Origin of the sequence: Celeribacter ethanolicus (genome assembly GCF_002407265.1) — a bacterium.
In the GTDB taxonomy this organism is placed as follows: Bacteria; Pseudomonadota; Alphaproteobacteria; order Rhodobacterales; family Rhodobacteraceae; genus Celeribacter; species Celeribacter ethanolicus.
Map to the genome: position 1 here is coordinate 3252309 of NZ_CP022196.1, position 22958 is coordinate 3275266.

Consider the following 22958-nt stretch of genomic DNA (forward strand, 5'->3'; position numbering starts at 1 on the left):
ATATGGCGGAACGGCTTGTCATCATCGGTGCGGGTATGGCCACGGGGCGGCTTCTCGATCACCTGATCAACGAGGCTCCCGGGGTCTTCGACATCACGCTTTTCAATGCGGAGCCGCGCGGAACCTACAACCGTCTGATGCTCTCGCCGGTTTTGGCGGGGGAGCTCTGCTATGACGAGATCGTTACCCATGATGACGATTGGTATGCCCGCCATGACGTGACCTGCCGCTTCGGCGAACGCGTCACACGGATCGACCCGGAGCGGCGCGTCGTGTTCGGTGAACGCGGCGAAGTGCCTTATGACAAGCTTGTCATCGCGACCGGCTCGACCCCGTTTATCGTCCCGCTTCCGGGCCATGATTTGCCCGGCGTCATCGCCTATCGCGATCTCGAAGACACCGAAGAGATGGTCCGTTTGGCTGAAAAACCGAACGGGCGTGCCGTTGTGATCGGCGGCGGGCTTCTGGGGCTTGAGGCGGCGGCGGGCATGGCCGCGCGCGGGACGCATGTCACTGTGGTGCATCTCAACGATCACCTGATGGACCGGCAACTCGACGCTCCGGCTGCTCGCCTGTTGCAGGACGCGCTGGAGGCGCGCGGCATCGAGGTGATCTGTGGTGCCAATTCGAAAGAGGTCATCGCAGATGATGAGGGCCGTGCGCGCGCCCTTCTTCTGGACGATGGGCGCATGCTCTATTGCGATCTCGTGGTGATGGCCGTTGGCATCCGCCCCTCCATCGCTCTGGCCCGCGCCTGCGGTATTGAGACCAAGCGCGGCATTCTTGTGGATGACCAGTTGCGGACCAGCGCTCCCGATGTCTTTGCCTTGGGTGAGTGCGTCGAACATGACGGGGCGGTCTTTGGCCTGGTTGCGCCGCTTTTCGATCAGGCCAAGGTTCTGGCCAAGACGCTCCGCGATCTGCCCGCGAGCTTCGTCAACAAGGATGTGTCGACCAAGCTCAAAGTCACCGGCTGCGATCTCTTCTCCGCCGGAGATTTCCGCGAGACGCAGGGCCGCGAATGCATCACCTATTCCGATCCGCAGGCCGCGATTTACAAGCGCCTCGTGATCGAGGAGGGGCGGCTCGTGGGCACGGTGATGTATGGCGATACGGACGATGGCGGCTGGTTCTTCAATCTGATCCGCGACGGCGTCGATATTTCCGACATGCGCGACATGCTGATTTTCGGTCCGGCCTATCAGGACGCGGTGGCTGCTCCGACCTTGGAGGTGATGGGATGAAAGCTCCGAACTCCACCTGTGCGATTCGCTCGACCTGCCCCTATTGCGGGGTTGGGTGCGGTGTCGTTCTGGGCCCGGACGGGCAGGGCGGCCTCGATGTGCGCGGCGACAAAAGCCACCCGGCGAACTTCGGGCGGCTTTGCTCCAAAGGCACGGCGCTGGGCGAAACCGTCTCGCTCGACGGGCGGCTTCTGGCCCCGCGCGTCCATGGCGAGGACACGGATTGGGACAGCGCGTTGGGCCTTGTGGCGCGCAAGTTCTCCGAAGCCATCGCCGAACATGGCCCCGACAGCGTGGCCTTTTACGTCTCCGGCCAGCTCCTGACCGAGGATTATTATGTCGCCAACAAGCTGATGAAAGGCTTCATCGGCTCGGCCAATATCGACACGAATTCGCGCCTCTGCATGGCCTCGACCGTGGCCGGACACAAACGCGCCTTTGGCACCGACACGGTTCCCGGTACCTATGAGGACCTTGATGAGGCCGATCTGATCGTGCTCACCGGGTCGAACCTCGCATGGTGCCACCCGGTGCTTTATCAACGCATTCTGGCCAATCGCAAGAAACGCCCGGAGCAAAAGCTCGTCGTCATCGACCCGCGCCGCACCGCCTCCTGCGATCTGGCGGACCTGCATCTGCCGGTGAAACCGGGGGCCGATGTGGCGCTGTTCAACGGGCTTTTGGCTGAGATCGAAAAGCGTGGCCTGATCGACCGGGAGTTCGCCGAACATGTCACGGGTCTCGATGAGGCCATCGAAGCCGCCAAGGCCGACGATCTCTCCGTGACGGGCCTGTCGGACGATCTGCTGGCCGAGTTTTATGCGCTCTGGTGCGGCACGGAAAAGGTCGTGACGATCTTCTCCCAAGGCGTCAACCAATCCTCCTCGGGCACAGACAAGGTCAATGCGATCACCAATTGCCACCTCGCCACGGGGCGCATCGGGCGTGCCGGGCTTGGGCCGTTTTCCGTCACCGGTCAGCCCAATGCCATGGGCGGGCGCGAGGTCGGCGGGCTTGCCAATATGCTCGCCTGCCATCTCGACATCGAGAATGGCGATCATCGCAAGGCCGTGGGCGATTTCTGGTCCGCCCCGGTCATCCCGGAACAGGCCGGTCTCAAAGCCGTCGACATGTTCCGCGCCGTGGGCGAGGGCAAGATCAAGGCGCTGTGGATTCTCCACACCAACCCCGCTGTTTCCATGCCGGACGCCGACAAGGTGCGCGAGGCGATTGCGGGCTGCGATTTCGTCGTGGTCTCTGACATCACCGAAGCGACCGACACGGCGCGCCTTGCCCATGTGCTTTTGCCCGCCACTGGCTGGGGCGAAAAAAGCGGCACGGTGACCAATTCCGACCGGATCATTTCGCGGCAACGCGCGGTCCTGCCCGCGCCCGGTGAGGCGCGCCCGGATTGGTGGCAATTGGCCGAAGTCGGGCGTCTGATGGGCTATGGCGGGGCTTTCGATTACGCAAGCCCCGCCGAGATTTTCCGGGAATATGCCGCCCTGTCCGGTATCGCGGGCGGCTTTGGCAAGGATTTCGACATCTCCGGCCTCAAGGATTTGTCGGATGCCGAATATGACGCGCTGGAGCCGACCCGCTGGCCGGTGTCCGAGGGCAAACAGGGCGGGCGTTTCTTCGCTGACGGGAAATTCTTTACCCCCGATGGCAAGGGGCGGATGTGGCCCGTGTCGTGGAAGCCGCCTGCATCCAAGACCGAGCTGCGCTATCCGTTCCGGCTCAACACCGGCCGGGTGCGTGATCAGTGGCACACCATGACGCGCACCGCCCGCGCGCCGCGCCTCAATGCCCATCTGGGCGAACCGTTCATCGAGATTCACCCGGACGATGCGAGCGCCCGTGGCATCGGGCCGACCTCTCTCGTTGAAGTGACCTCGCCCAATGGCAAGGCGATCCTGCGCGCCATGATCACCGACCGGATCGCCCCTGGCGAGATTTTCGCGCCGATGCACTGGACCGGCGAAAACGCCCCGGCCGCGCGGATTGACGCGCTTGTGGCACCGGTGACGGATCCGGTCTCCGGCCAGCCGGAAAGCAAGGCTGCGGTGGCGCAAATCAAACCGTTTGAGGCGGCGTGGTATGGCTTTGCGATGTCGCAAACCCCGGTGAAAGCCGATGCGGAGTATTGGGCGCAGGCCAAAACCTACGCGGGCTATCGCATGGAACTGGCGGGGCGCGAGACGCCCGAAGATTGGGTTGAGGCGGCACGCCAGCTCTTCGATCTGGCCGATGCGGTTGTCCAGACCATGCTCGACCCGGCCAAAGGCACCGCGCGCATCGCCTTTCACAAGGACGGTGCGCTGCAAGCCGCGCTTTTCGTGTCGTGCCAACCGGTTGCCGTGATGCGCGATTACCTGACCCATCTGCCGGGACAGGAGGCGCCGATGGTGCTCTCGGGCAAATCCCCCGCCGATCAACCCGATCCGGGGCCCGTGCTCTGCTCTTGCTTCAATGTGGGCGTGAACACTATTCTGTCCGCGATTGAAACACGCGGATTGATGACGGTCGAAGCGATTGGCGAGGCGCTGCAGGCGGGCACGAATTGTGGCTCCTGTCGACCCGAGATCAAGGCGCTGATCGAACGGATCAAGGGCCGCGCAGCCGCAGAGTGAACCGAGGGGACACCCGATGAGCATTGCCGAATTCGTTCGGATTCTGGGTCGTGGCCCGGGCCGGTCCCGATCCCTGAGCTATGACGAGGCGCATGAGGCGATGGCGCGTGTGCTCCGGGGCGAGGCCGCGCCCGAAAGCGTCGGTGCGATGCTGATGCTGATGCGGATGAAGGGCGAAGTGCCTGAGGAGATCGCGGGATTTACCCGTGCGCTGCGCGATACGCTTGTGACCGTGCCGACGCCTGATCTCGATTGGCCGTCCTATGCGGCGGGCCGCACGCGGGGCCTGCCGTGGTTCCTTTTGTCCGCGCGTCTTGTGGCACAGGGTGGCTACAAGGTTCTGATGCACGGTTGGAACGGGCTGGGCGAAAGCGGTCATCTGGTGCGCGAGGGTATGCCTTACGCGGGGATCACCTCCTGCGACAGTCCGGATCACGCGCGCGAGGTCATGGCGACAGAAGGCATCGCCTATCTGCCGCTTGAGAATTTTTCGCCGGAGCTTCTGCACCTCTTGCAACTGCGCGCGGTTTTCGGCCTTCGCTCCTGTCTCAATACCGTGGCTCGGATGCTCAATCCGGGCGGGGCAGGGGCCTCGGTTCAGGGAGTGTTTCACCCGCTGTATCGGGAATTGCAGGCCGATGCCTCTGCCCTTCTCGGGCTGAAGTCCTTGTCGGTGATCAAAGGCGGCGGCGGCGAGTTCGAGCGCAATCCGTCGAAGGACATTCAGGTGTTTGGACTGCGGGACGGTCTGCGCTGGGACAGGCTCATGCCCCCGGCGCATGAGGATGTGCGCAGGCTCAACGATGGCGAAACCGATCTCTCACGTCTTGCGGCCCTTTGGGAGGGCAGGCTCGACGATCCATTCGCGGAGGCGATCGTGCTGGCCACGGCGGCCTTGGCGCTGGACACTCTCGGCGAGGAGGTCCCCGAAGAGCGGGCTGCGGTCCTCTGGCGGAACCGTGCCGGTTAACCTGTCTTGCGAGCATCACGAAATTCCACAGTTTTGACCACAGGCTGGCCGGAATTCTGCCCCTTTTCGGGGGACAGTCGCGTTTAACCGGAGGATTGTGGAGATCTTGCGATGGACATCGTCATGCAGGTGAAGGCGCTGTTCGGGCAAGTGCCGATCGGATTTGACGCCAGCGCACAGGTGACACTCATGGCCGTTGGGCTTGGTCTGATGATTTTGGCCGTTGCCCTGTTGATCTGGCAGCGCCGTGGCCGGGCGGAGCACAATGCGCCCAGCCGCTCGCCGCTCGCCGAGACCGTCTCCCGCAGTGTGCCCGGGGAGCGCCACATGGTGACGCGTCAGAAAGGCGATGCGTTTCTGCGCCGTCTGGATCGGATGGGCTGAGGCCTGATGCGCGATCAGAAATCGACCGCGACGCCGGGCAGGTTCAGCTCTTTCATCAGGTCGCGCAATTCCTGACGGGCGGCGACATTGGAAATGTTCATCGCGGATTTGACGCCGATGTCCTTGAGATCCAAAAGCGTCAGTCCGCGCGGGAACAGTTCCCGGAAGATCACCCGTTCGGAAAAACCGGGCGCGACGCGAAACCCGATGCGTTTCGACAGCTCGCCCAACGCATCGCCGATCTTTTTCTTGTTGTGCATCTGCTGCGCGCCGAGACGGTTGCGCAGCACCACCCAGTCGATGGGCTTGAGCCCGGCCTGCGCCCGCAATTGTCGTGCGTTCCAGACCATTTCCGAATAGACCGAGGGGCCGAGGATCTTGTTGCTGTCCGGATCGACGCGGGCCAGAAGATCGAAGTCGATGAAGCTGTCGTTCATCGGGGTGATCAGCGTATCGGCGAGCGTATGCGCCACCTGCGAGAGGCGCGTGTGGGAGCCGGGGCAGTCGATCAGGATGAAATCGCAGGTTTCTTCCAGCCCCGCGACGGCCATGGACAGGCGCCGGTCGTAGATGTTTTCGCCCTCGGCCAGATCGTCGGCATCTACCTGGGGAAGGTCGCGGTAGTCCGGAGTCGGAAGTTCGATCCCGTCGCGCAGGCAATAGCTCAGGCGGTTTTCCAGATAGCGGGCAAAGGTCTTTTGCCGCAGATCGAGATCCAGAGCGCCGACCCGGTGGCCCAGCCGCGCCAAAGCCGTCGCCACATGCATGGAAACGGTCGATTTGCCCGCTCCGCCTTTCTCGTTGCCGACGATAATGATATGCGCCACGTTCCCAATTTCCCGTTCTGTCCGCGCGCTTTTGCGCTGCGTGTGTTGTCTCTTTGAGACCTTGTATGACGATGTTTTTGGCTGCCGTGCAAGAGCGTTTCGCCCGGTTTTCGCGATCCGTTCCGCAGTGTTGCGACGCGGATATGGAAACGAATTTGCGGTTTCATGCGTTGAGACGGGACATGTGCGGACCTCCAGGGGCCGCATCACTCTGGGAGAAGACATATGAAACGCATGATTATGAGCACGGCCGCCACCGGTTTCGGCCTCATCGGTCTCGGGCTGGGGACACCCGCTCTGGCACAGGACGCGCAGGCGGTGGAGGAGAACATGGTGCTGGAGAATTGCAGCGACATTCAGCCGCCCTGCATGACCGAAGAGGGAACGGTGCTGCTGAAGGACGGCCGTGTCGTCAGTGCCGTCGAAGCCTATGAGGCGCTCGGCATTGCCGCGCCGCGCGAGGAGGTGGAAACCGCTCCCGCGACCGTGGGGGAAGAGGCCACCGCCGATCTCGAACATCAGGAGGTGGTCGAGGAAGACATCCTGGCCGATCAACTGGCGGAGGACATGCCTGCCGCTGGGGAGGAGGCAACGACGGAAGCTTCTGAAGCGACCACGGAAACGGTGCCGGAAATGGGGACGGTTGTGCCGGATGTGACCGAGAGTGACCCGACCCAGACGCTGGAAGAGGCGCTTGCGTCGGAAGAGGCCGAGACGGGCGGTGATATGGGCGGTGATGTGACGGTGCAGCCGATGGAACCGGACGAGACCTTGGAAGTCACGAATGAGGAGATGGCGCCGATGGCGGATAATCCGGTCAGCGGCGAGATGTCCGATGCGGAGGTCAAGCCGCAGATCCCCGATGAGGCCGAAGGAATTTTCGTCCCGACCGATGCAGGTGAGGCCCAGGCCGTCGAGATGACCGAGGAGGTGCTCAAGGCGCAGGCCGAGGAAGAGGCAGCGCAGGCGGCTGAGGAAGAGACGCAGGCGGCCCCGGCGGCAGCGGCTTCGGCCGAGACCGGACAGGAGATTGAGGTCGAGACCGAGACCGTAACGCGCGAAACCACGCGGGCCTCGAACGAGGAATTCGCCAACCGGGCCACGGCGCAGAGTGAGAAGGACGACGAGGGTCTGTCCAATCTCGAGAAATTCCTGATCGGGGCCGTGGGCGCCGCCGTCATCGGCAATGTGCTCGCCGATGACGATCAGGTGGTGGCCAATACCGGTGACCGGGTGATTGTTGAGCGCGACGGCCAGTTGCGCGTGCTCAAGAATGACGACGCCCTGTTGCGCCAACCCGGTTCCCAGGTGACCACGGAGCGCTTCACCGACGGCTCGACCCGGACCACGCTGAATCGTGAAGACGGCAGCGAGGTGGTGACGATCCGCTCCGCCGACGGTCGGGTGTTGCGTCGCGAACGTGTGCTGGTCGATGGCACGCGCGTTGTGCTGTTCGATGACACGCAGGCCATTGAGGCGGTCGATGTGACGGCTCTGCCGTCGCCGTCTCAGAAGACAGTGACTTACACGCAAGACGAAGACGCCCTGCGCGCGGCCCTTGCCGCCAGTCAGATGGAGAACGAGGCGCTGAACCGTCGCTTTTCACTGAACCAGATCCGTTCGATCCGCGCGGTGCGCGAGCTGGCGCCGGAGATCGAACTGACCAATGTGACCTTCGCCACCGGCTCCGCGGCGATCTCGCCCACTGAGGCCGAGGAGCTTGCGGCTCTGGGGCGGGCGATGCGTGAGGCGATTGCCGCCAACCCGCGTGAGGTGTTTCTGGTCGAAGGGCACACCGATGCGGTCGGGCCTGCGACGATGAACCTGGCGCTGTCGGACCGTCGTGCGGAAAGTCTGGCCCTCGCACTGACTGAATATTTCGACGTGCCGCCGGAAAACATGGTCGTGCAAGGCTATGGCGAGCGCTATCTCAAGGTCCAGACCATCGAGGCCGACCGCAGCAATCGCCGTGCCGCGGTGCGGGTGATCACGCCGCTTCTGGCCGAAGTCGCGGCGCAGTAAGGTCTTGATGATCCTGCGTGACGACCAAACGAAAAGGCCCGCCAGATGGCGGGCCTTTGCATGTCAGATACGGGCGGAGGCTCAGAAGCCGAGGCCAGCGTATTTGTTTTTGAACTTGGACACGCGGCCACCGGCGTCGAGCAGGCGGGAGTTGCCGCCGGTCCAGGCCGGGTGCACCGAGGGGTCGATGTCGAGCGACAGGGTGTCGCCTTCGGAGCCCCAGGTGGAACGCATTTTCACGATGGTGCCATCGGTCATTTTGACGTCGATGAAGTGGTAGTCGGGATGGATATCGTTTTTCATCGTGACGATCCTCAGGCTTCGAGCGACTTGTAGTTGGTGACTTCCGCGATACGGGCGGATTTGCCGCGACGCGAACGGAGGTAGTACAGTTTGGAACGACGCACACGGCCGCGACGCACCACCTCGATGTATTCGATGTTGGTGGAGTAGAGCGGGAACACACGCTCGACGCCTTCACCGAAGGAAATTTTGCGAACCGTGAAGGACCCGGCAATGCCTTTGCCGTTCTTACGGGAGATGCAGACACCTTCGTAGTTCTGCACACGGGTGCGGGAACCCTCGGTCACTTTGTAACCGACGCGGATGGTGTCACCGGCCTTGAAATCCGGGATGGTTTTGCCGAGAGCTTCGATTTGCTCGGCTTCAAGCTGTGCGATCAGATCCATCGCTTACACTCCAATTTGCTCGTGGTATGCCACGAAGTTTCAACCGCCTCAGAGCTCCGCATCTTCGATCGGGTCCATCGCAGCCTTGCAAGGAAGGATGCCCGCCGGAGGGTTCAGGTCGTCTTTGCTTTGGTCTTTCCGCCTGTCGGGTCGGGCGTCGAAGAACAGGCCCGGACAAAACGCAAAGGCCCGGTTGGTCGAATCTCGACCCCGGACGGGCGGTTTCTAGGCAGAAATGCCCCGGAATGCAAGCGTTATGCGCCGCTTTTCAGGTGCGCTCAGGCGGTCACGGCCAGGTTGGCGGGACGGGCCGTCGGGAAGCGCAGTTTCAGCCGCGAAATCGGTTCCTCTATGAGATACCAGGATAGCGTCGCCGCCAGGACGCTGAGGCCGGTCATGGCAAAAAACGGCAGCGGGCCGGTGTCGTAAAGCGGCGAGCCGAGTTGCGCCATCGCCCACCAGATCGCCAGATGGTACATGAAGACGCCGTAACTGATCTTGCTGATGAACTGCGCGGCGCGGCAGCCCAGGAGCCAGCCGATCGGGCCGCGATAGCCATGCCAGGCTCCGGCGACGACGACGCCGAGCGCCGGTTGGCAGAGCAGGCGATAGGTCGGGTCTTCACTGAACCCCGGCCAGAGGAAGGACGGTGAGGCCATGACCATGAGCGCCGCCAGAAGGGCCCAGCGGGAGGTGACCACCTCGCGCACATCGCGGTTGTGCTGCACCAAAAGATAAGTGAGCGCACCGCTGGCAATCGGATCGAACTGAAAAATCAGGCGCCGGGTCCAGTCGGTCAACCCCATGTCGTTGCCATGGGCATAGACGAAGGCGGAGCCGACCAGCATGCCCAGCGTCACAAGATAAATACCCCGGATCGGCATGAGCAGGATCACCAGGGGCCAGATCAGGTAGAACTGTTCGAGGATGTTGAGGCTCCAGAGATGGCTGAACACCCAGGGGCTGAACTGTTCATGGAAGGCGAAAAAGAGGTTCGAGGCCTGCAACACATGCCAGGGCCAGGAGGTGCGCGCGCCATCCATGTCGAAGATCACCGCGGCGGCGCCGAGGACGAACAGCGCGGGAAACAGCCGGAGCGCACGGCGGATGTAGAAATTTCCTATGCTGACAGAGCGACCGCTTTCCTTGGCGGCAATCAGGATATGGGTGATCAGGAACCCGCTGACTGTGAAGAACAGGGACACCCGCAGGTTTTCGGTCAGAGGTTGCCGGTCCCAGAAATGCACATAAAGCACGCCGGTCATGGCGAGCGCGCGCAGGCCGTCGATCTGGGTATGCCTTTGGCTGTCCAAGGTGTTCTGCTCTGGTTGTTGTCCGGGCGAGGCTAGGCGCAGACCCGCATCCGGGCAAGTGCCGATCCGTACAGAGTTGTCATCCGCGGTGTTTTGACGCTTGCGTGGCTTGGGGCGCGGCTTATTTGTCCGGCTTGCGGCTTGCCTCATAGGCTGCCCACATGTCGGGGCGGCGGTCGCGGGTGATCTTCTCGGCCATCTTCTGGCGCCATTCGGCGATCTTGCCGTGATGGCCGGACATCAGGACCTCCGGAATCGGCAGGCCGCGCCATTCGGCGGGGCGGGTGAATTGCGGGTGTTCCAGAAGGCCGTTCGAATGGCTTTCCTCCTCGACGCTCTCGGCATTGCCGAGCACGCCGGGCAAGAGACGCACCGTGGCGTCGATCATCGCCTGTGCCGCGATCTCGCCTCCGGTGAGGACGAAATCGCCGAGCGAGACCTCTTCGATGCCGTAGTGAAACAGCACCCGGTCATCGACGCCCTCGAACCGGCCGCAGATCATCGTGATGCCTTGTGCCTCGGACCAGCGTTTCGCCGTCGCCTGATCGAAGCGCCTTCCACGCGGCGAGAGGTAGACCAGAGGCCATTTGGCGCGATCCGGCGGCACTCCGTTCATTGCGAAATCAATGGCGTTGCCCATGACGTCGGGGCGGATCACCATGCCCGCGCCGCCGCCTGCGGGCGTGTCGTCGACATTCTTGTGCTTGCCCTCGCCGAACTCGCGCAAATGGATGGGTTCGAGCTGCCATGTGCCGTCCTGCAACGCCTTGCCGGTCAGGCTCTCGCCCAGAACGCCGGGAAAGGCGCCGGGAAACAGCGTGATCACCTTGGCCTTCCACACGCCCGCGATGTCGGGCGTATTGGTCATCAGCTCGCGCGGTTTCAGCGTCGGGCGGACGGCCAGACGGCCATGGGACCGGGCGGTGGCCGGGATGTCTGCGGGTCGGGTCGGGATCGAATCGTCGCTCATGGCCCCATATAGCCTCGCATGTCAGGGCTTGGGAATGTGCTGTGCGGGAGAAATGATCGCATCGCGTGCCGCGATATAGGGCGCGCCGTGCAGATCGGAGCGGTTCAGTTCCAGAAGCGCCTCACGGGCATTGCCGCCGGGATAGGCATTGACCCGGTGGCGCAGTGTGATGACGGGACGCAGATGCGTGAACCCGAGAAGATCGAGCACCGGGTCGATCGGGTGGCTCATGTCGTCAAGCGCCATGGCATGCACGCTCTCCGCCCCGAGACGCGCCCGCGCCATGTCGAGGATCGTGTCGAAGTCGCTGGCCAGAGGATAGCGGGCGGCGAAGTCCTCGAGATTGAGGAGGCAGCGCTTGAATTTCAGCCGCTGCCAGTGGCAGGATGCGATCCAGCCCTCCCGCCGGGTCGAATAATAGAGATCGAACGGCGCCTCCGCCCCGGCTCTTTCGCGCCAGACGTCACGAAGGATTTCCATGGCGATCGGGCCGGCGACATAGCGCTGAACCGACCCGACCCCGATCATGTGACCGGCCAGATGTTCCGAGGAAATCAGGATCGGGCGGGGATCGTCGAGATCGAAGGTGGCGAACAGCGCCCGGGCCTCGCTGCGGATGCGGGCCTTGGTCTCGGGATTGCGGGCGAGAGAGAATTCGAGCACCGCCTCGGCCAGAGGCACCATCCAGAGGTTTTCCTGAACATGCACCTCGACATGATCGACCAGCAGGCGCGCGTTGAGTTTCAGGGTTTTCTGCAGCGAGGTCGTGCCGGTTTTGTGAAACCCGCCATGAACGACCAGCCGCCGCATTTATCGGCGCCCCTCTGCCGCAGAGGCGTGCGGCAGCCCAAGCAGGGCGCTGCGCCGGGCGTAGAACTCAGGCCCTTTGAGGGGCGAACGATTGAGCGCCAAAAGCTCTGTGCGCGTTGCCCCGTCCAGAGCGGTATGTTGATTGTCGGAGATGTCAAATCCGGGCCAAAGCGCGCCGAGGCCGAGGTGTTCGAGCGCAGACAAGGCGGGGTGCCGAACGCCTTCGATGGCGAAACTGTGGACCCGACCGGGAGCCACGGCATCGCGAATCCGATCGACCACGATGTCCAGATCGGCGGCATGCGCATATTGCTTTTCATATTGCGCGAGGTCCCGGGTTTCCCGATCCGTGATGACCCTCTGCCAATGACAGGACGCAATCCATCCCGTTCTGCGCGTCGAGTATAAAAATTCCAGATTGTGCGTGCCTCCGGTCACGCTGCGCCAGGCATCCTGAATGATCTTTGCCGCGATCGGGGCCGCAGCATAGCTGGCGACACGATCCTTGCCGATATAGGTGCCGGACAGGTTTTCATGGCTGATGAAGACGGGGCGGGGATCGCTATGGTCGAGCCCCGCGAAAAACAGCGTGGCCTCTTCAAGGATCGCCTCTTTCGCCGCCTTGTTGCGCTGGGCGGCGCATTTTCGCACCGGGCGGGCGAGGAGACCGGTGCGAAAATCGTAACGCAGATAGGTTTCCACATGCGGGTCGAGCAGATGACGGTTCTGCTCGAATGTTTTTTGCAGCGAGGTGGTGCCGGTTTTGTGGAACCCGGCATGGAGCAGAACGCGTCTGTCCCCTCTCAGTGTCATTCGAAGAGACCGTCCGGCGGGTCTGCGATGATCCGGCCGGAGGCAAGATCGACCGTCGGCACGTTCTGCAACGTGAAGGGCAGGAGAACAGGGGTCTTTAGCTCCGGTCCCTGCACCTCCAAGAGATCGCCCGCGCCGTGGTTCAATACGTTGCGCACCGTGCCGAGCACCGCTCCGCCCGTGTCGAGCACGGTGAGACCGATCAGATCGGCATGGTAGAACTCGTCGTCGGGCAGGGAGGGCAGATGCGCGCGGTCGGCATAGAGCGTCACGCCACGCAGGGCGTCCGCCTCTTCCTTGGTCTCGACACCTTCGATCTCTGCGGCAAAGCCGTTCTTGATCGCACGGGTCAGGGTCAGGACATATTCCGTGCCATCTTCGGAGGTCAGTGGGGAATACTCCCCGATGTCCTCCGGATCGGCGCAGAAGCTCTTGATACGCACCTCGCCATGGACGCCAAAGGCGCCCGCGATGGCTCCGACGATGATCCGCGTGTCTGTCATTTTGCCCTTCGGTCCCGTCCGTGGATTAGCACTCGATAATCTCGGGATGTGCGTTTCGATGTTCCCATCCCGCGCGCTCCAGTTCCGGTTCGCGCGTGATCTCTTCAGGGTAACCGATACAGAGATAGCCGACCAGAGACCAGTTTTGCGGTGTATTCAAGCTGGCGCAAAGCGCTTTCGGATCGAGAATGGAGACCCAGCCAAGGCCAATTCCCTCGGCGCGCAGCATGAGCCAGAACTGCATGATGGCGCTGACGACGGAATAGTGGAGCATCTCCGGCATGGTCTGGACGCCAAGGCCCTTGCCCTGTTCGGTGGCTTCGTCGCAGAACACGGCGAGTTGCACGGGGGCTTCTTTGAGGCCGGCCAGTTTGAGGTTGGCATAGGCCTGTGCGGTTTCGCCCTCGTATCCGGCCAGCGCCTTTTCATTGGCGCGCTGAAAATTCTCCAGCGTGGCCTGACGGGCCTGCGGGCTGACGACTTTGACGATCCGCGACGGTTGCGACAGCCCTACGGACGGGGCCAGCGTGAAGGTGTCGAGGCAACGGCTCAGGGCCGCCTCGTCGACCGGATCGTTCCGAAAGCTGCGGACATCCCGGCGCCAGCGTAGAAGTTCGGAAAAATCGTTGCGAAATGCGGCAGAAAACTGCCCGAGTGCAGCAGGTTTGGTCATGTCTTCATTCCCCTGTATTGGCTCAGAGATATAAGCACCGTAACGGGTTAAGCCGGGGGCAACTTTGATTGTGCGCAAATCGCAGGGCGCTGAAATCCCTTGCTTTATTGCTCACAGCCCAAGAGCGACGGAAAACGGGCGCAGGCAAATTGCCCGCGCCCGAATAATGGCGAATCGCCCAAAGCAAGTCCCCGGTGGGCTTACTCTTCGGCAGCGGCCTCTTCTTCGGCCGGAGCCGCAGCGGCTTCCGCGGCGGCGGCAGCTTTCGCGGCTTTCTCTTCGGCGCGGTCTTGGGCTTTTTTGCCCGGGACGGCTTTTTTCGGGTTGCTGCGCTCTTTTTTCTCAAGGACGCCAGCGGCTTCGAGCATACGAGCGACGCGGTCGGTCGGCTGGGCGCCTTTGTCGAGCCATGCTTTCACGGCGTCGATGTCCATCTGAACGCGCTGCTCGCTGTCTTTCGGCAGGAGCGGGTTGTAGGTGCCCAGTTTCTCGATGAAGCGACCGTCGCGCGGCATGCGGGAATCGGTGGCAACGATGCGGTAGAACGGGCGTTTTTTGGAACCGCCGCGGGCGAGACGAATTTTCATAGCCATGGTTGTTTCTCCTGATACTAGCTATTTGTCAGAGGCTAAGCCCCTGTCATTCCTGATGTTTTTCGTGGTGGTGAATGACTTCCCGAATGATGAATTTCAGGAAGGCCTTTGCGAATTCCGGATCGAGGTCCGCCGCGATGGCAAGCTCCTCTAGCCGGGCAATCTGTTTCTCTTCGCGCGCCGGGTCCGACGGCGGAAGATCGTTTTCGGCCTTGAGTTTCCCCACGGCCTGCGTGTGTTTGAAGCGCTCGCCCAGCGTGTAGACGAGGATCGCGTCGAGCCGGTCGATGCTTTCGCGATGCTCCTTGAGGATCTCGGCGGCGCGTTTCTGGGTCTCGTTCATGGGCGCAACTCCCCTGTCGGCAAAGCGTCGGATTTGTGTCGGACTTTTGTCGGGCACGGTTTGGCATTCATGTGGCTCATGCGTAAGCCTCCATGCCGCCGTCTTGCAGCGCCTCGGGCGTCGGGTGACGGTAGACGAGGCAAGCCTCGCCGTCGGGCGTCTGAGCCATCTCGTCCAGTTCCGCGCCCATCCGTTCGGCCAAAGCGATCGAGCGGCTGTTGGCGGCGTCGATATAGGACACAAGCGTGTCGCGCCCCATCTCGACATAGGCGTAATCGCGGGCGGCCGTGGCGGCCTCCAACGCGTAACCCTTGCCCTCGAACCCGTCCATGACGAACCAGCCAAGCTCCAGCTCCGGGAAATGCGGCGGTTTGTTCAAAGCGACCTGACCGACGAAAGCGCCGTCGTCCAGACGTTCCACACCCCATGCGCCATGACCGAACAACGGCCATTGCGCCACGTCGCCACAGAACGCAAACCATGCCTGACGCCGCGAGAGCGGGCCGTGCATGAAGCGCGACCGGTCCGAGGCGAACATGTCGGCAAACGAATCGAAATCCGCCTCGATATGGCCGCGCAACCGAAGGCGCTGGGTTTCTATGGTGGGGGCGAGGGTCATGGTTATTTCTTCTTGCCTTATTTTTTCTTCCCAAGACCCGAGAGATTGGACGGCAGGCCCATGCCACCGCCGAGGCCCGGAAGGCCGCCCATGCCCTTGGGCATCGCGCCTTGCAGCGCCTTGGTGGCTTCGGCCATTTTCGCCGGGTCCATATCTTCGAGACCCTGCGGGCCGCCCTTGCCGAACATGCCTTTCACAGCCTGTTTCAGCATGCCGCCTTTGCCCATCTTGCCCATCTTCTTCATCATGTCCGCCATCTGGCGATGCATTTTCAGAAGCTTGTTCAGCTCGGCGACCTCAAGACCGGCACCCGCTGCGATACGCTTTTTGCGCGAGGCCTGAAGAAGCGCGGGGTTGGCGCGCTCTTTCTTGGTCATGGAGTTCACCAGCGCGATCTGACGCTTGATGATGCTGTCGTCGAACCCGGCGTCCTGGACTTGCTTGGCCATTTTGCCCATGCCCGGCATCATGCCCATGATGCTTTCCATGCCGCCCATCTTTTGCATCTGCTCAAGCTGCATCTTCAGGTCGTTCATGTTGAACTGACCCTTCTGGAAACGCTTGATCATGCGCTGGGCCTGTTCGGCCTCGATGGTTTCCTGTGCCTTCTCGACGAGGGCCACGATGTCGCCCATGCCGAGGATACGGCCCGCGATGCGCTCCGGGTGGAACTCTTCGAGCGCGTCCATTTTCTCGCCGAGACCGACGAATTTGATCGGCTTGCCGGTGACCGCGCGCATCGAAAGCGCTGCACCGCCGCGACCGTCACCGTCCATCCGGGTCAGCACGACGCCGGAGATGCCGATGCGCCCGTCAAAGTTTTCGGCGGTGTGGACGGCGTCCTGACCGGTGAGACCGTCGACCACCAAAAGCGTTTCGCGCGGGGTGGTGATGGCTTTGACCTCTTCGACCTCGGCCATCAGCGCGTCGTCGATGGACAGTCGGCCTGCGGTGTCGAGCATATAGACGTCATAGCCGCCCATGGTCGCCTGTTGCTTGGCGCGGCGGGCGATGTCGGCGGGTTTCTGACCCGGAACGATCGGCAGCGTGTCGACGCCGATCTGTTCGCCGAGAACCTTGAGCTGGTCCATAGCGGCGGGACGGTAGACGTCCAAAGAGGCCATCAGGACGCGTTTGCCCTGTTTCTCTTTCAGGCGTTTGGCGAGTTTCGCGGTGGTCGTGGTTTTACCGCCACCTTGCAGACCGACCATGAGGATCGGGGCCGGGGCGTTGTCGACCTTGAGCGTGCCGATCTCGCCTTCGTCACCGGCGAGGACGTGGACCAGTTCATCGTGAACGATCTTGACGACCTGTTGGCCGGGGGTGACGGATTTGGTGACCGCCTGACCGGTGGCCTTGTCGCCCACGGCCTTGACGAAGTCGCGCGCCACGGGAAGCGAGACGTCGGCCTCAAGCAACGCAACGCGCACTTCGCGCAGGGCGGTTTTCACATCGTCTTCGGACAGGGCACCTTGTTTGGTGAGCTTGTCGAAGACGCCGGAGAGGCGTTCGGACAGATTTTCAAACATGGGCGTACTCCTGTCACTATGACGTTTGGCCGTGTTGCGATCTGCTCCATGTGGGCACGGAGCGGTGAGTTTAAAAGACCAATGCGGCTCAGCCCCCGTGGGCGCAACGCGCTGACGGGGGGCGATCCTGGCATGTAGCCTGAGGACCGGAAGGCAGACTGCTTTCCGGGATGTTGGCCGGTCTCTACGCGTGCGCGGGAAGTGAGTCAAGAGAGATGCGGCGTTTTGGCCGGGACGTTGACATGAGGTGAGGGCTGGCCTTGGCGGGGGATTGCTCTAGCTTCTGCGGACCAAAGAGCGGAGGGGAGACCCGATGGGGGAGAGTGGTGTGACGCGGGGCGTGCTCTATGTTGCGAGCGGGCCGGACTATGTCGATCTGGCGATTCAGTCGGCGCGGAGTCTCAGGGCGGTGGAGCCGGATCTGGCCGTCGATCTGGTGACGGATGTGCCGGAGCTTTTGCCCGAGGGGCTGTTCGATCAGGTGCGGGTCGAGGCGCGGATGCATGCGCGCGAGAAACTGCGGGCGATGCCGGAGACGCGGTTCGAGCGCACGTTGTATGTCGACAGCGACACGTTGTTCGTCGCGCCTCTGGGCGATCTCTTCGATGTGCTGGAGCGGTTCGAATGTGCGCTGACCCATGATGTGCGCCGCGACTGGGATCTGATCCGGCAGGGGCGGGATCACCACACGCCCTATGCCTTTCCGCAGCACAATTCGGGGGTGTTTCTTTATCGGCGGTCCGAGGCGATGTGGGCGTTTTTTGAGGAATGGGCGGCGCGGTTCTTTGCAGACGAGACGGTGGAGCGCGATCAGATCATACTCAAGGACCTGCTTTGGGAGAGCGATCTGCGTTATTACGTGTTGCCGCCGGAGTTCAATCTGCGCCGTGTGACGGTGCTGGATGCCTGGGAACCCTTGGATGCGGTGCCGACGATCCTGCATTCGCACCGGTTTCAGGATCACATGCGCGGGCGGGGCGATCGGATCGCGACGCTGGAGGCATTGCTGGAGGCGGAGCGGAGGGCTCTGGCGGAGGAATGGCAGGGCGATTTGCCTGAAGCGGCGCAGGGGTGGGCGGAATTAAGAAACCGCGACGTGGCAAAATAGCTTGTAATTCCACACAGACCTCTGGATGATCGCGGTGAACCGTTCCTCTCCGCACATGAGGCCAGAGATGTCCGTCGAAAACTGGGATGAATTCCGCACCGCCTTTCAGGTCGCCAAGATGGGGACCGTGTCCGGCGCGGCGCAGGCGCTGGGCGTGCACCACGCCACGGTGATCCGCCATATCGACAGCCTCGAACAGCGCCTTGGCGTCAAACTGTTTCAGCGTCACGCCCGCGGCTATACGCCGACCGAGGCGGGGATGGACCTTTTGAAGGTCGCGCAAACCACCGACGACCAGCTCTCGCAACTCGTTTCCCGGATCAAGGGGCGCGGCGAAGAGGTAGCGGGGGAACTGGTCGTGACATCGCTGCCGGGGATGGGGGCGCTTCTGGTGCCGGTGCTCTCCGAGTTCCAGCTCGAACACCCCGGCCTCAATGTGCGCTACCTGACCGGCGAGCGGTTGTTCCGGCTCGAATATGGCGAGGCGCATGTGGCGATCCGGGCCGGGCGTCCGCCGCAGGAACCCGACAATGTGGTCCAGCCGTTCCACCGTCAGGCCTATGCGCTCTACGTCCACAAGACCTATATCGAGCGCTACGGCATGCCGGAGGCGACGGGTGAGGCGCTTGCGCATGAGCTGCGGTTCGTGTCGCTCGACGACCCGAGCTCGCGCGCGCCCTTTATGGTCTGGATCAACGAACATGTGCCCGCCGACCGGCTGGCCTTCCGCACCTCCGATGTCGAGGTGATGACGGAGGCGATCATCGCGGGCGCGGGCGCCGGGTTCATGCCGACCTGGCAGGCCGGGCAGCGCGACGATCTTGTCGAGGTGTTGCCGCCCAGCCCCGATTGGGACAGTCAGAACTGGATCGTCACCCATGTCGATCTGCACCGCACGCCGAAGGTGCAGGCCTTCCTGACCTTCCTCAAGGCGCGCTCGCGCGAATGGCCCTGTTCGCAGGTCGGGTGATCGCAGAGCGGGCAATCGCAGACCGGGCAATTGCAGACTGGGTGCCCCGGAAAGCCGCGAAAACGATTTTGTCCTGTGCGGATGCTCGCAATGGACCTTCCGGGCCATGGGCGCTAAGGGAGCACGATCCATAGCGTTTTCAAAAGAGTTCTCCCCGTGCCCCATGACGCGACCGCCGCCGACCGCCGCAATGGCCATCTGGCCATGCTCACCTTCTCCTGTCTCGTGGCCGGGTCGTTCTCGCTGGGCTCCATGGCGGCCAACGAGATCACACCGCTGGCGCTGAACGGGGTGCGCTTCGTCGCGGCGACGATCTTTGTCGGCATCATGGCCATGGCCACGGGCGGCATCCCGCGCGAGGCCACGCGTCAGCCCTGGCGCTACCTGATCCTTGGCGGCATTTTCGCGCTTTACTTTGTGATGATGTTCGTCGGCCTGAAAACCGCAGAACCGGTCTCCGCCTCCGCCGTCTTCACTCTGACGCCGCTTCTGGCGGCGGGGTTCGGCTATCTGATCATGCGCCAGATCACCACGCGCCGCATCGCCATGGCGCTGGCCATCGGGGCGGCGGGCGCGCTCTGGGTGATCTTCCGCGCCGACATCCATGCGCTTCTGGCTTTCCATGTCGGACGCGGCGAGGCGCTCTATTTCATCGGCGTCGTGGCACATGCGATCTACACCCCGCTGGTGCCGCGCCTGCACCGGGGTGAGCGCACGCTGGTGTTTACCTTCTTCGTGTTGGCCTCCGCCTCGCTCGTCATCCTGCTTTTTGGCTGGAAAGACGTGCTGGCGACCGACTGGGCCCATCTTCCGGCCATCGTCTGGATCGCGCTGGGCTATATCACGGTGTTCGCCACCACCACGACCGCGACGCTTCTGGCCTATGCCTCCGTGCGTCTGGCGGCGGCCAAGGTCATGGCTTACACCTATCTCGTGCCCTCCTGGGTGATCATCTGGGAAATCGCTCTGGGCCATGGCACGCCGCCCGCGCTGGTGTTCGGAGGCATCGGCCTGACCATTCTGGCGCTCTATCTCCTGCTCGAGCACGAGGGCTGAGGGTTGACCTCCCGCATATCGGTAACCTTCCATTTCTGTTAGAATGAACGGGATTTGCACAGGCAGGTCAGAAGGAGGAGATATGTTTAAAACGATCGTCATCCCCGTCGATCTCGGCCATGCGGACCGCCTCGAAAAGGCTTTGGGTGTCGCGGGCGATCTTGCGGCGCAATACGATGCCGCCGTTCATGTGGTGGGGGTTGCTCCCGAAACTCCGCATGCTCTGGGGCACACCCCTGCCGAATATGAGGCGCGGCTCCGGGCCTTTGCAGCCGACTTGTCCGACCGTTATGGGCGGCCCGTCACGCCGCACCCCGTGATCGCGACGGATTTACGGATTGATCTCGATGCGCTTCTGATGAAAGCCAGCGATGAGTTGGGCGCAGATCTCGTGGTGATGGCCAGCCATGTGCCGGGCTTTGCCGAATATATCTTCGGCTCGAACGCGGGCACGCTCGCCTCGCATGCCAAGATGTCGGTTTTCGTGGTGCGCTAAGGCGCACGGGAACTTCCGGGCCTTCTCCGCGTTGTCTCTGTAACAGAACAAACGCGGAGAAGAGTTATGAACTCTGTCATTTATCTTGTCGGTCTCGTTGTCGTTGTCGGTGCAATCCTGAGCTTTGTCTTTTGATTGCAGCTTGCACAGCACAGACAGTGCTGAAGAGAAACACGCGGAGCAGAAGTGCTCCGCGTGTTTGTTTCTGTCTCAGGGGCGGTCTTCACCGCAGATTTGCTCTGGTGCCGGGCGGTTTTAGCGCGTGTCGGTTTCTGTCGTGCCGGGCAGGGGCGAGAGTTCCAGCTCCAGAAACCGTTCCAGACCGTCGAGATCAATCTCCTCCAATTGCCCGAAGCCCTGCATCCAGACCGAGGCTGCGCGCATGGCGTCGGGTTCGAGCTTGCACCATTTCACTCGTCCGCGTTTTTCCTGCGCGATGAGACCGGCGCGGGTCAGGATGGTCAGGTGTTTGGAGATCGCGGCCAGAGACATCTCGAACGGTTCGGCCACATCGGTGACCGCCATGTCGTCTTCCAAAAGCATCGAGAGGATGGCCCGTCGGGTCGGGTCTCCGAGCGCTGCGAAGATGAGGTCGAGATCATGGGTCATGTTCTTGCCGATAGGCGTGCGCGCGGGTTTGGTCAACCGTTTGGTTGAATAACGAAAACGCGAGCCTTTTGCGCTAACGGTCCCGTGCGCGCCGAGCCCCTGGTTTTCCGATGGCAAAAATACTCAATATAAACAGTGTCTTGTCTTGTGTGTGGTGTGGTCAATTCCGCGTTGACTCTAAATCCCCCCCCGCATAGCTTGCCCGCAAGTGACCAAGGGGGCTTTCACCATGACCGACCCGCATGATCCCGGGCGTTTGCGCGCTCTGGAAGATCGGATCGCAAAGGTGAAAGAGGCGCAAAAGCCGAAGACCTCCCGCGGCGAAGAGCACTTTTCCCAGGCCAATATGGCCTGGCGGATGGTGACGGAACTTGTGGCCGGTCTGTTGATCGGCTTCGGCATGGGATTCGGCTTGGACAAGCTGTTGGGGACAACGCCCATCTTCCTCGTGCTGTTTATCGGATTTGGTCTCGCGGCCGGCGTCAAGACGATGATGCGCACCGCGCGGGACATTGAAAAACAACAGGTCGCTGAACAAAAGGCGGCCGAAGACGACAACGCGGGGACGCCCGCACGTGATGAGAGGGATTGAACGTGGCGACTGAAGCGCATGGTTCCGAGAGCAGCCTTGTTTTCCACCCGATGGACCAGTTCAAGGTCACGCCGTTGTTCGGCGATGGTCCGGTGCATTGGTACACGATCACCAACGTGACGCTGTGGATGGCGATTGCCGTCGTCGGTGTGATCCTGCTTCTGGTCGTCGGCTCCCGTGGCCGCGCGGTCGTGCCCTCCAAGGGCCAGTCGATCGCCGAGCTGACCTACGGTTTCGTCTACAAGATGCTTGAGGAAGTGACCGGCAAGGATGCCGTGAAATACTTCCCCTATGTGATGACGCTCTTCATCTTCATCGTCTTCTCGAACATGCTGGGCCTTCTGCCGCTGTCGTTCACCACCACCTCGCATATCGCCGTCACCGGCGTGCTCGCGGTTCTGGTGTTCCTCTTCGTGACCGTTTTGGGTTTCGTGAAGAACGGCTCCAAATTCCTCGCCCTGTTCTGGGTCAGCTCCGCGCCGATGGCCGTGCGCCCGCTTCTCGCGGTGATCGAGCTGATCTCCTACTTCGTGCGTCCCGTCAGCCACTCCATCCGTCTTGCGGGCAACATGATGGCCGGTCACGCCGTGATCAAAGTTTTCGCCGGTTTCGCTCCGATTATCCTGTTCTCTGGGATCGGTGTCGTGGTCACCCCTGTATCCATTCTTGCGATTACAGGTATGTACGCTCTCGAAATCCTCGTGGCCTTCATCCAGGCCTACGTGTTCACCATTCTGACCTGTGTCTATCTGAAAGACGCGCTGCACCCGGCTCACTGATCCGGTCCGCAAGGGTCCGAACTCTATCCAGCCAATTCCAACGTAAGGAGATATCACAATGGAAGGCAATATCGCAGAACTCGGCAAATACATCGGTGTTGGTCTGACCGCCATCGGTATGGGCGGCGCCGCCATGGGTGTGGGTAATGTTGCTGGCAACTACCTCTCCGGCGCTCTGCGCAACCCGTCCGCCGCTGCGTCGCAAACCGCGACCCTCTTCATCGGCATGGCCTTCGCGGAAGCTCTGGGGATCTTCTCGTTCCTCGTCGCGCTTCTGCTGATGTTCGCCGTCTGATCCGACGCTCCATCCTTACGGCAGGGTGGGACTCCTAACAGTCCCACCCTCGCGTAATATGTGAGCAATGCTGAGAAAATCGGATGATTTTCGCCATATGATTTTCACTATGGGCATT

At 62.2% G+C, this 22958-nt stretch carries 25 protein-coding genes and 1 pseudogene; 12 read left to right on the forward strand and 14 right to left on the reverse strand.

Annotated elements, in window-relative coordinates:
• Positions 1 to 2: 2 nt before the first annotated feature.
• The 4 genes and pseudogenes from CEW89_RS15980 to CEW89_RS15995 form a co-directional block, all read left to right on the forward strand.
• Positions 3 to 1238 (forward strand): annotated as a pseudogene (locus tag CEW89_RS15980) (NAD(P)/FAD-dependent oxidoreductase); the annotation flags it as partial.
• Positions 1239 to 1240: 2 nt separating this feature from the next.
• On the forward strand, positions 1241 to 3877 hold the full coding sequence (locus CEW89_RS15985; protein WP_096806567.1) for a nitrate reductase: 2637 nt from the start codon (positions 1241 to 1243) through the stop codon (positions 3875 to 3877).
• A gap of 16 nt (positions 3878 to 3893) precedes the next feature.
• Positions 3894 to 4847, forward strand: a complete 954-nt coding sequence (locus CEW89_RS15990; RefSeq protein ID WP_096806568.1) for a glycosyl transferase family protein — start codon at positions 3894 to 3896, stop codon at positions 4845 to 4847.
• A gap of 111 nt (positions 4848 to 4958) precedes the next feature.
• On the forward strand, positions 4959 to 5231 hold the full coding sequence (locus CEW89_RS15995; protein ID WP_096806569.1) for a hypothetical protein: 273 nt from the start codon (positions 4959 to 4961) through the stop codon (positions 5229 to 5231).
• A 14-nt stretch (positions 5232 to 5245) separates the two neighbouring features.
• On the opposite strand, the gene CEW89_RS16000 is transcribed toward CEW89_RS15995, so the two are convergent.
• On the reverse strand, positions 5246 to 6058 hold the full coding sequence (locus CEW89_RS16000; RefSeq protein WP_066702102.1) for a division plane positioning ATPase MipZ: 813 nt from the start codon (positions 6056 to 6058) through the stop codon (positions 5246 to 5248).
• Between the two features lie 225 nt (positions 6059 to 6283).
• Here CEW89_RS16000 and CEW89_RS16005 point away from each other — a divergent pair, with 225 nt between their 5' ends.
• On the forward strand, positions 6284 to 8080 hold the full coding sequence (locus CEW89_RS16005; RefSeq protein ID WP_096806570.1) for an OmpA family protein: 1797 nt from the start codon (positions 6284 to 6286) through the stop codon (positions 8078 to 8080).
• A gap of 81 nt (positions 8081 to 8161) precedes the next feature.
• Here CEW89_RS16005 and rpmE read toward each other — a convergent pair whose 3' ends face one another.
• From rpmE to ffh, 12 genes are all read right to left on the reverse strand, one after another.
• On the reverse strand, positions 8162 to 8383 hold the full coding sequence (rpmE, locus tag CEW89_RS16010) for a 50S ribosomal protein L31 (RefSeq protein ID WP_066702091.1): 222 nt from the start codon (positions 8381 to 8383) through the stop codon (positions 8162 to 8164).
• Between the two features lie 11 nt (positions 8384 to 8394).
• Complete coding sequence (gene rplS, locus CEW89_RS16015; RefSeq protein ID WP_066702075.1) at positions 8395 to 8769, reverse strand: 50S ribosomal protein L19; 375 nt, start codon at positions 8767 to 8769, stop codon at positions 8395 to 8397.
• A gap of 278 nt (positions 8770 to 9047) precedes the next feature.
• A complete protein-coding gene (locus tag CEW89_RS16020; RefSeq protein ID WP_157779894.1) occupies positions 9048 to 10082 on the reverse strand; it encodes an acyltransferase family protein in 1035 nt (344 codons plus the stop codon).
• Between the two features lie 121 nt (positions 10083 to 10203).
• Positions 10204 to 11052 carry a tRNA (guanosine(37)-N1)-methyltransferase TrmD gene (trmD, locus tag CEW89_RS16025; protein ID WP_198403445.1) on the reverse strand — a complete coding sequence of 283 codons (849 nt, stop codon included), beginning with the start codon at positions 11050 to 11052 and terminating at the stop codon, positions 10204 to 10206.
• 21 nt (positions 11053 to 11073) lie between these two features.
• Positions 11074 to 11862: a hypothetical protein gene (locus CEW89_RS16030; protein WP_096806572.1), complete on the reverse strand. Its 789-nt coding sequence runs from the start codon at positions 11860 to 11862 to the stop codon at positions 11074 to 11076.
• Positions 11863 to 12675: a hypothetical protein gene (locus CEW89_RS16035; RefSeq protein WP_096806573.1), complete on the reverse strand. Its 813-nt coding sequence runs from the start codon at positions 12673 to 12675 to the stop codon at positions 11863 to 11865.
• A complete protein-coding gene (gene rimM, locus CEW89_RS16040; protein ID WP_096806574.1) occupies positions 12672 to 13178 on the reverse strand; it encodes a ribosome maturation factor RimM in 507 nt (168 codons plus the stop codon). Before rimM ends, CEW89_RS16035 begins: the two co-directional genes overlap by 4 nt.
• 25 nt (positions 13179 to 13203) lie before the next feature.
• A complete protein-coding gene (bluB, locus tag CEW89_RS16045) occupies positions 13204 to 13851 on the reverse strand; it encodes a 5,6-dimethylbenzimidazole synthase (protein ID WP_066702065.1) in 648 nt (215 codons plus the stop codon).
• A 200-nt stretch (positions 13852 to 14051) separates the two neighbouring features.
• Positions 14052 to 14444 (reverse strand): 30S ribosomal protein S16, encoded by a 393-nt coding sequence (gene rpsP, locus CEW89_RS16050; RefSeq protein WP_096806575.1) that lies wholly within the window; start codon positions 14442 to 14444, stop codon positions 14052 to 14054.
• A 46-nt stretch (positions 14445 to 14490) separates the two neighbouring features.
• Positions 14491 to 14787, reverse strand: a complete 297-nt coding sequence (locus CEW89_RS16055; RefSeq protein WP_066702063.1) for a chorismate mutase — start codon at positions 14785 to 14787, stop codon at positions 14491 to 14493.
• A 76-nt stretch (positions 14788 to 14863) separates the two neighbouring features.
• Entirely contained in the window at positions 14864 to 15406 is a 543-nt protein-coding gene (locus tag CEW89_RS16060; RefSeq protein ID WP_096806576.1) for a GNAT family N-acetyltransferase, read from the reverse strand.
• Between the two features lie 17 nt (positions 15407 to 15423).
• The gene (gene ffh, locus CEW89_RS16065; RefSeq protein ID WP_096806577.1) at positions 15424 to 16935 is read right to left on the reverse strand and encodes a signal recognition particle protein; all 1512 of its coding nucleotides are present in this window, start codon (positions 16933 to 16935) and stop codon (positions 15424 to 15426) included.
• A gap of 313 nt (positions 16936 to 17248) precedes the next feature.
• Here ffh and CEW89_RS16070 point away from each other — a divergent pair, with 313 nt between their 5' ends.
• The 4 genes from CEW89_RS16070 (at position 17249) to CEW89_RS16085 (ending at position 20565) form a co-directional block, all read left to right on the forward strand.
• The gene (locus tag CEW89_RS16070; protein WP_096806578.1) at positions 17249 to 18043 is read left to right on the forward strand and encodes a glycosyltransferase family protein; all 795 of its coding nucleotides are present in this window, start codon (positions 17249 to 17251) and stop codon (positions 18041 to 18043) included.
• Positions 18044 to 18110: 67 nt separating this feature from the next.
• Positions 18111 to 19013, forward strand: a complete 903-nt coding sequence (locus tag CEW89_RS16075; RefSeq protein ID WP_096806579.1) for a LysR family transcriptional regulator — start codon at positions 18111 to 18113, stop codon at positions 19011 to 19013.
• Positions 19014 to 19217: 204 nt separating this feature from the next.
• On the forward strand, positions 19218 to 20069 hold the full coding sequence (locus CEW89_RS16080; protein WP_096807268.1) for a DMT family transporter: 852 nt from the start codon (positions 19218 to 19220) through the stop codon (positions 20067 to 20069).
• Between the two features lie 82 nt (positions 20070 to 20151).
• Positions 20152 to 20565, forward strand: coding sequence for a universal stress protein (locus tag CEW89_RS16085; protein ID WP_066702046.1), 414 nt, complete (start codon positions 20152 to 20154; stop codon positions 20563 to 20565).
• A gap of 255 nt (positions 20566 to 20820) precedes the next feature.
• Here CEW89_RS16085 and CEW89_RS16090 read toward each other — a convergent pair whose 3' ends face one another.
• Positions 20821 to 21174 (reverse strand): ArsR/SmtB family transcription factor, encoded by a 354-nt coding sequence (locus CEW89_RS16090; protein ID WP_096807269.1) that lies wholly within the window; start codon positions 21172 to 21174, stop codon positions 20821 to 20823.
• A gap of 229 nt (positions 21175 to 21403) precedes the next feature.
• Here CEW89_RS16090 and CEW89_RS16095 point away from each other — a divergent pair, with 229 nt between their 5' ends.
• Genes CEW89_RS16095 through CEW89_RS16105 form a run of 3 tightly spaced genes read left to right on the forward strand, consistent with a single transcriptional unit; the run spans position 21404 to position 22840 of the window.
• Entirely contained in the window at positions 21404 to 21766 is a 363-nt protein-coding gene (locus tag CEW89_RS16095) for an AtpZ/AtpI family protein (protein ID WP_096806580.1), read from the forward strand.
• 2 nt (positions 21767 to 21768) lie between these two features.
• Positions 21769 to 22545, forward strand: coding sequence for a F0F1 ATP synthase subunit A (locus tag CEW89_RS16100; protein ID WP_244906086.1), 777 nt, complete (start codon positions 21769 to 21771; stop codon positions 22543 to 22545).
• 58 nt (positions 22546 to 22603) lie between these two features.
• Positions 22604 to 22840: a F0F1 ATP synthase subunit C gene (locus CEW89_RS16105; RefSeq protein ID WP_066608699.1), complete on the forward strand. Its 237-nt coding sequence runs from the start codon at positions 22604 to 22606 to the stop codon at positions 22838 to 22840.
• Positions 22841 to 22958 lie beyond the last annotated feature (118 nt).

What these genes read in the sequence shown, in the direction of transcription:
- CEW89_RS15985 (WP_096806567.1), top strand. Translation starts at nt 1,241, where the DNA reads ATGAAAGCTCCGAACTCCACCTGTGCGATTCGCTCGACCTGCCCCTAT.
- CEW89_RS15990 (WP_096806568.1), top strand. Translation starts at nt 3,894, where the DNA reads ATGAGCATTGCCGAATTCGTTCGGATTCTGGGTCGTGGCCCGGGCCGG.
- CEW89_RS15995 (WP_096806569.1), top strand. Translation starts at nt 4,959, where the DNA reads ATGGACATCGTCATGCAGGTGAAGGCGCTGTTCGGGCAAGTGCCGATC.
- CEW89_RS16005 (WP_096806570.1), top strand. Translation starts at nt 6,284, where the DNA reads ATGAAACGCATGATTATGAGCACGGCCGCCACCGGTTTCGGCCTCATC.
- rpmE (WP_066702091.1), bottom strand. Translation starts at nt 8,383, where the DNA reads ATGAAAAACGATATCCATCCCGACTACCACTTCATCGACGTCAAAATG.
- rplS (WP_066702075.1), bottom strand. Translation starts at nt 8,769, where the DNA reads ATGGATCTGATCGCACAGCTTGAAGCCGAGCAAATCGAAGCTCTCGGC.
- trmD (WP_198403445.1), bottom strand. Translation starts at nt 11,052, where the DNA reads ATGAGCGACGATTCGATCCCGACCCGACCCGCAGACATCCCGGCCACC.
- CEW89_RS16030 (WP_096806572.1), bottom strand. Translation starts at nt 11,862, where the DNA reads ATGCGGCGGCTGGTCGTTCATGGCGGGTTTCACAAAACCGGCACGACC.
- CEW89_RS16035 (WP_096806573.1), bottom strand. Translation starts at nt 12,675, where the DNA reads ATGACACTGAGAGGGGACAGACGCGTTCTGCTCCATGCCGGGTTCCAC.
- rimM (WP_096806574.1), bottom strand. Translation starts at nt 13,178, where the DNA reads ATGACAGACACGCGGATCATCGTCGGAGCCATCGCGGGCGCCTTTGGC.
- bluB (WP_066702065.1), bottom strand. Translation starts at nt 13,851, where the DNA reads ATGACCAAACCTGCTGCACTCGGGCAGTTTTCTGCCGCATTTCGCAAC.
- rpsP (WP_096806575.1), bottom strand. Translation starts at nt 14,444, where the DNA reads ATGGCTATGAAAATTCGTCTCGCCCGCGGCGGTTCCAAAAAACGCCCG.
- CEW89_RS16055 (WP_066702063.1), bottom strand. Translation starts at nt 14,787, where the DNA reads ATGAACGAGACCCAGAAACGCGCCGCCGAGATCCTCAAGGAGCATCGC.
- CEW89_RS16060 (WP_096806576.1), bottom strand. Translation starts at nt 15,406, where the DNA reads ATGACCCTCGCCCCCACCATAGAAACCCAGCGCCTTCGGTTGCGCGGC.
- ffh (WP_096806577.1), bottom strand. Translation starts at nt 16,935, where the DNA reads ATGTTTGAAAATCTGTCCGAACGCCTCTCCGGCGTCTTCGACAAGCTC.
- CEW89_RS16070 (WP_096806578.1), top strand. Translation starts at nt 17,249, where the DNA reads ATGGGGGAGAGTGGTGTGACGCGGGGCGTGCTCTATGTTGCGAGCGGG.
- CEW89_RS16075 (WP_096806579.1), top strand. Translation starts at nt 18,111, where the DNA reads ATGTCCGTCGAAAACTGGGATGAATTCCGCACCGCCTTTCAGGTCGCC.
- CEW89_RS16080 (WP_096807268.1), top strand. Translation starts at nt 19,218, where the DNA reads ATGCTCACCTTCTCCTGTCTCGTGGCCGGGTCGTTCTCGCTGGGCTCC.
- CEW89_RS16085 (WP_066702046.1), top strand. Translation starts at nt 20,152, where the DNA reads ATGTTTAAAACGATCGTCATCCCCGTCGATCTCGGCCATGCGGACCGC.
- CEW89_RS16090 (WP_096807269.1), bottom strand. Translation starts at nt 21,174, where the DNA reads ATGACCCATGATCTCGACCTCATCTTCGCAGCGCTCGGAGACCCGACC.
- CEW89_RS16095 (WP_096806580.1), top strand. Translation starts at nt 21,404, where the DNA reads ATGACCGACCCGCATGATCCCGGGCGTTTGCGCGCTCTGGAAGATCGG.
- CEW89_RS16105 (WP_066608699.1), top strand. Translation starts at nt 22,604, where the DNA reads ATGGAAGGCAATATCGCAGAACTCGGCAAATACATCGGTGTTGGTCTG.